Source organism: Microcoleus sp. PH2017_34_RAT_O_A, from assembly GCF_020737885.1.
GTDB lineage: Bacteria > Cyanobacteriota > Cyanobacteriia > Cyanobacteriales > Microcoleaceae > Microcoleus.
Genome location: NZ_JAEQDD010000200.1, coordinates 1 through 1559, shown reverse-complemented (window position 1 = coordinate 1559; position 1559 = coordinate 1). Strand labels below are relative to the sequence as shown.

At 43.7% G+C, this 1559-nt stretch carries 1 protein-coding gene; it reads right to left on the bottom strand.

Translation table 11 applies throughout. The features are described from left to right. Nucleotides 1-156: 156 nt before the first annotated feature. Nucleotides 157-1044, bottom strand: a complete 888-nt coding sequence (locus JGK11_RS32675; protein ID WP_293214506.1) for a PEP-CTERM sorting domain-containing protein — start codon at nucleotides 1042-1044, stop codon at nucleotides 157-159. Nucleotides 1045-1559: the final 515 nt, after the last annotated feature.

Here is a 1559-nt window from a genome sequence, read left to right as displayed (position 1 = left end):
CGTTGCGCTTTTGGGTAGAACTTAATTCATACCGTCAATCAGCCACGCCGCGCTCTTTCATATACCAAGCCAAAGAGCGCTGAAGCGCAACTACATACCGTAAATGTTATAGTCGAATGGGCCAGAGAGCCAGTTCGCCAGAATGCTGCGATCGCCTCAAGCAACCTTGCGCTTGATTTTGCGTTTCGCCGCACCCATACCTAAAAAGCTCAATCCTACTAAAGTACCGAACCATGTAGAAGGTTCGGGTACGGCCTCAAATTCTCCTTTAATGGCGATCGCATCATTAGCGCACTCAGCAAACAAATTAGCAACATAACTGCCAGAAGGCATAGCAGATTTATCGAAACTGAATCCGATGGTTTGAGAACCTACTGCATTAAACTGCGAGAAATCAAGACCCATGGCGCTCAAAGTTGCTGAAGTTAAAGCAGAGATTTCTCCTACTTTTGTACCCGAAGCAATTGAATTGAGAACGGTATTTTCTCCTGTTTGTTGAAAATACGGGTCTGTAGCAGCTAAATCACCGATTGACGAGGTTCCACCTCCCGATCGAACATGAGTATTGTATCCGGTTAGATTAGAAAATCCATCGTTCGCTTGAGTAACGCTTTTCGCTGTAACATTGCTATAAATGCCTGTTGTCGCTACACCTGAGTCATTGCCGTCGGCAAAGCGAATGCCAAATAAGCTGCGATTTGCATTAGCTGTGTTGAAGTTTTGACCGGAAAAATTGAAAAACAAATCGCCGTAGTTGATGTTGCCTCGGAGAACGTTGCTGCGTGCATATCCAGCTAAACTGAGATTGGAGTTGATGGCGATGAAAGCCGTGTCTGATGTTTCTTTGATGGCGATGCCGTAAAATTCAAACTCGCCGCCGCCGACTCTACCATCTGTCACGCCGTCGTTGAAGGAGTCGATCGCATAATTCCAGCCGTTAGATAGCGTTGCTGCTTTAGCCTTTGGTTGCTGTAATCCAATAATTGCAAGGAAGACAGCCACCGAGTAAGTCCAGCGAAAGCTGTTTTTTGTAATGGGATTCATAAAAAACTTCCTGATGAATGTGTGTTAAATTATCAATTTTGTCGATCGACTATTTTGATTTTCAGTAAATCACACATTTCAGTATATTTTATTAAAGTTTTGGTGAAGATTTTATTGTAAATTACGTAATATCACTGAGATTAGTCAAAAAAACTAACCAATACCCGTAACTAAAGAATCAACTCTCGCCACAACCAGCACACCAGAGCCCAGGGACTTTAAACCTTATTTTTCGGTGAGAGGCGATGGCTAACGCCTCGGCTGTCGCCTACGCAGGTTTTAACAACAGTCAAGCAAATTCCTGCAATATATCACATTGCGTTAACAGCAGGCATCGCCGTTTTCTTCTAACTCGGGCGGTAGTTTCTGCAATTGAAGCGCTGCATAAATCGATCGAATTTTTCCCGACTGCTTCATAAAACTTACCCAAACTTAACTAAAGCCATCTTTAGCTACAATGAAAGAGTTCACTTCCTGCGCTATTGAGTGGTCGGCCATCCCAAGGTAAGCAAGCT

Bases quoted from the DNA above. Each gene is read 5' to 3' on its own strand.
- JGK11_RS32675 (WP_293214506.1), bottom strand. From the start codon at position 1,044: ATGAATCCCATTACAAAAAACAGCTTTCGCTGGACTTACTCGGTGGCT.